Raw genomic sequence first — 4,572 nt, forward strand, 5'->3', positions numbered from 1 at the left:
TCCGCGGCGGAGGTTGGGAGCGGGACTTGCGATTCCAACGAGGCGCATAATTCGCGCTTGTGGCTATGGGTCCCTGCTCTCGCAGGACGACACCGAGTGTGTGGCACGGCTGGTAAGTCATACTCTCCCATTCTCGCGACATGATCTGCCGTCGGGTCATTCTGATGCACCCCTCGGAACCGCGATGGAACCTTGTGATTTCGCTCGCGTTGTCGCGCGATGGGCAAGGCTGGCGCAAAATCCAGATCGTCGAAGGGGCCGCCACTGGCCAAGGCCACCTCGCCCCGGAAAGCGAGTGCGAAGCGCGCGGGCGCCGCGGACGGCAACGCGGCGCCGAGCCAGGCCGACGACAAGGAAGCGGACGACAAATCGGAATTTGTCGAGGTCATTGCCGAAAACGGCGACCACGTCGAACCGCCGCCGCCGGAAATTCTCGAACCCGATCCCGAACTGTCGCCCGAAGAGGCCGAACAGGCCCGCAAAGACTATCTGCTGACGCGATTCTGGATCACCGCGCGCGGTTATTGGGGCCGCAATGGTGACCGATTGGCGTGGCTGTTCACGATCGGTCTGCTGCTGCTCATCGTCACCAACGTCGCCGTCCAGTACGGCATCAATGTCTGGAATCGCGCGATCTTCGATGCGATCGAGAAACGCGACTCGGCCACAGTCTTCCACCTGACGGCCATCTTCTTTCCGCTTGCGATCGGCAGCGTGCTGTTGGGCGTTGGCCAGGTGTTCGGCCGCATGAGCATTCAGCGGCGCTGGCGGGCCTGGCTCACCAACGACGTGGTATCGCGCTGGCTGGCCAGCGGCCGCTACTACCAGCTCAATCTCGTCGACGGCGATCACAAGAACCCGGAATATCGCATCGCGGAGGACCTGCGGATCGCAACAGACTCGCCGGTCGACTTCATCGCCGGCGTGACATCGGCGCTGCTGTCTGCCGTCACCTTCATCGTCGTGCTCTGGACGATCGGCGGCGCGCTGACGCTGACGCTCGGCGGCTCGTCCATCAGCATCCCCGGCTTCCTCGTCATCGCGGCGATCATCTACGCCGCGATCGCATCCGGCTCGATCATGGCGATCGGCCGCCGCTTCGCACAGATTTCCGAGGACAAGAATCAGGCGGAAGCAGAATTCCGCTACGTCCTGACGCGCGTGCGCGAGAACGGCGAGAGCATTGCGCTGCTCGGCGGCGAGACGGAAGAACGCGACGGCATCGATAAGACATTCTCGAACGTGCTGCGACAATGGGCACGGCTCGCTGGACAGCACATGCGGACGACGCTGGTGTCGCAGGGATCGAGCCTGATTGCACCGGTGATCCCCCTCTTGCTGTGTGCGCCGAAATTCCTCGACGGCAGCATGACACTCGGCCAGGTGATGCAGGCGGCCTCCGCCTTCACCATCGTGCAGGCCGCGTTCGGCTGGCTGGTCGACAATTATCCGAGGCTGGCCGACTGGAACGCATGCGCACGCCGTATCGCCTCGCTGATGATGTCGCTCGACGGCCTCGAACGCGCCGAGACCGGCGACGGCTTCGGCCGCATCCGGCGCAGCGAGACCGGAGGCGAGGCCATGCTGAGCCTCAACGATCTCTCCGTCACGCTCGACGACGGCACCGCCGTGGTCGGGGAGACCGAGGTCGACATCGAGGCGGGGGAACGGCTGCTCGTCGCCGGCGAATCCGGCACCGGCAAGAGCACGCTGGTGCGCGCCATCGCCGGGTTGTGGCCGTGGGGCGGCGGCAGTGTCGGCCTGCACGCGGACCGCCGCCTGTTCATGCTGCCGCAAAAGCCCTACGTGCCGTCGGGCACGCTGCGGCGCGCGGTGGCCTATCCCGGTGCGGCAGAGGACTGGAACGTCGAAGAGATCGGCAAGGCCCTGCACAAGGTCGAGCTCGACCATCTCAAGGAGAAGATCGAAGAGGATGCGCCGTGGGACCAGACGCTGTCCGGCGGCGAGAAGCAACGGCTCGCCTTTGCGCGCCTGCTGCTGCACAGCCCCGACATCGTCGTGCTCGACGAGGCAACCTCTGCGCTCGACGAAAAGAGCCAGGACAAGATGATGGAGATGGTGACGACGGAGTTGCCGAAGGCGACCATCGTCAGCGTCGCCCATCGCGCCGAGCTCGAAGCGTTCCATAGCCGCAAGATCGTGCTGGAGCGCCGCAAAGGCGGCGCCAAGCTGGTCAGCGACGTCGACCTGATCCCGCGCAAGGGCAAGCGACGACTGCTCGGCCGCTTCCTGCAGCAGCGGCGAGCGCCAGGCAGGGCGGCATAACGGGCGTTGGCGCTGTCGTCAAAACCGGCTATGCATGCCGCGCTTTCGACGAGGAACAGGCTTGATCCCCAGCAACGACATTTCACCGGCGCCGTTCGGCGCTTTCGCGCCCAATGCGGCGCAGGCCGCCATCATCCGGCTGGCGCACGGCTCAGGATTGAAGCGCGGCGCGTTCCGGCCCTGGCTGTCGCGGCTGGTCGATCTGTTCGGCTCGGGACCGCTTGACGTGAGCTATCAGGGCGCATCATTCCGCTTCTATCATCAGGCGAGCGCGACCGAGCGCGGCGCATTGTTCAATCCCGATTACAATCTTGAAGAGCTCGCCTTCCTGCGGGCACATGTCGGCGCTGGTGGAACCTTCGTCGACCTCGGCGCCAATGTCGGCACCTATGCACTGGCGCTGGCACGTGACGTCGGGCCCAATGGCAAGGTGATCGCGATCGAGCCGCATCCGGTGACGCATGCGCGGCTCAAGTTCAACACACAGGCCTCCAACTATCCGCAGGTGCGCCTGGTTGCCGCGGCCGCTGGACCGACCGATGGCGAGCTGATGATCGAGACCGACGGCGACAATCTCGGCGCCAGCCACATCGTCACCGGCACGCCCACGGGCAAGGCGTTCAAGGTGCCGTCGCTGCGGTTGCAACGCATCCTCAATGAGGCCGGCGCGACCAAGGTCGATGCGCTGAAGATCGACGTCGAGGGTTTTGAGGACCGCGTGTTGATCGGCTTCTTCCGCGACGCGCCGGAGCAATTGTGGCCGCGCGCGGTCGTGATCGAGCATCTGTCGAAGGACGAATGGACCGACGACTGCATTGCGGACATGCACACGCGTGGTTACGTCGAGCAGGGCCGGACGCGGAGCAACACGCTGCTGGTGCGGGAGTGATCCCGCAGCGCTCGTCCCCTATGCGAGGAGCTCGGAGACTAGCGCGCTTTACCCACGTCATTGCGAGCGAAGCGAAGCAATCCATGGCGCAGCAAGCGGAGAAATGGATTGCTTCGTCGCTTCAGCGCAAAATTGCTCTGCAATTTTGTCGCGAGCTCCTCGCGATCACGGTGGCGCAGAGCGACAATCGTCTCAGGATGAGCGAATATCGAACTGATGACGTAGCCAGAACAACGGAGGCTCGCGATGATCGACCATATCGGCTTTTCGGTCTCCGACTACGAGCGCGCGAAGGCGTTCTACCAGACGGCGCTGGCGCCGCTCGGCTACGGCCTGATCATGGAAGTGCCGGCGGAGGTGACCGGGCACGCGCCGGCGGCGGGCTTCGGTGCCAACGGCAAGCCGGATTTCTGGATCGGCGGCGAAGGCGCGATGAACAAGCCGGTGCATATCGCCATCACCGCCAAGGACCGCGCCACCGTCGACGCCTTCTACCAGGCTGCGATGGCGGCCGACGGCCGCGACAACGGCGCGCCCGGCATACGCGCGCATTATCACCCGAACTATTACGGCGCGTTCGTGCTCGATCCCGACGGGCACAATATCGAGGCGGTCTGCCACACGCCGGGATAACGCGCACAGGAACGGCGCGGCGCGCGTTCCGTTATCGCTTCGAACTGCGATGGAGCGATCAATGCGCGCGATCCGAGCTGGCATCGACGACGGGGTTTCGATCTGATGCCGATCGAGCCTCCCGAGATCCCGCCGGCGACACCGGGCAATCCGAACGAACCGCCGCCTGGGATTCCGCCCGGCAATCCGCAGCCGGAGGTTCCACCGCCGGTGCGCGAACCGGGCGAGCCACCACCGCCGGACGAGTTGCCCGGCAACACGCCCGACGAATCACCGGTGCGCGGACCACCTGCACCATCCGGCCCACCGCCTGCGACAGATCGCCCCGCCGGGCGATGAATCACCCTCGCGCCTTAGTTCCCCATCGATTGCGAATGTGTCGGAGCGTTTCTTCTGAATGTCCAGTGAACAAAGGCACATGCAACCCGTTATAATGTCGAAATAAACTTCGTCGATGATTCGGCGCTCGCCACAATCCGGCCTAACGGCTGGCAATTCATCGTCCTGCCGAATTGTTCGGCTCTCACTTTCTTTCCTGCCCAGACTTTCCGCCGGGGACTCCAATACCATGACAAAGCTTCGTCTCGTGCTGCTCGCCACGACTGCGCTGACGGTGATGCAATTCGCCGCCTCAGCGTCGCACGCACAAACTTCGCCGCTGGTCGTCGCACAGGCGCAGCCAAAGGAAGAGCTCGGACCGGACGGAAAGCCGAAGCCGCGGCCGGCGCCGGGCGCGCCTGCGCCTGCACATCCGGCACCGCCGG

At 64.7% G+C, this 4,572-nt stretch carries 4 protein-coding genes and 1 pseudogene; all 5 read left to right on the forward strand.

Translation table 11 applies throughout. The features are described from left to right. Positions 1–219 precede the first annotated feature (219 nt). On the forward strand, positions 220–2,286 hold the full coding sequence (locus tag H8A95_RS41625; protein ID WP_229188259.1) for an ABC transporter ATP-binding protein/permease: 2,067 nt from the start codon (positions 220–222) through the stop codon (positions 2,284–2,286). A gap of 61 nt (positions 2,287–2,347) precedes the next feature. Beyond that, positions 2,348–3,175, forward strand: coding sequence for an FkbM family methyltransferase (locus H8A95_RS41630; RefSeq protein ID WP_229188260.1), 828 nt, complete (start codon positions 2,348–2,350; stop codon positions 3,173–3,175). A gap of 246 nt (positions 3,176–3,421) precedes the next feature. After that, positions 3,422–3,808: a VOC family protein gene (locus tag H8A95_RS41635; RefSeq protein ID WP_229188261.1), complete on the forward strand. Its 387-nt coding sequence runs from the start codon at positions 3,422–3,424 to the stop codon at positions 3,806–3,808. 105 nt (positions 3,809–3,913) lie between these two features. Further along, a complete protein-coding gene (locus tag H8A95_RS41640; protein ID WP_229188262.1) occupies positions 3,914–4,147 on the forward strand; it encodes a hypothetical protein in 234 nt (77 codons plus the stop codon). Positions 4,148–4,376: 229 nt separating this feature from the next. Further along, a pseudogene (locus H8A95_RS41645) lies at positions 4,377–4,572 on the forward strand (OmpA family protein); the annotation flags it as partial.

Origin of the sequence: Bradyrhizobium oropedii (assembly GCF_020889685.1) — a bacterium.
Taxonomy (GTDB): Bacteria; Pseudomonadota; Alphaproteobacteria; order Rhizobiales; family Xanthobacteraceae; genus Bradyrhizobium; species Bradyrhizobium oropedii.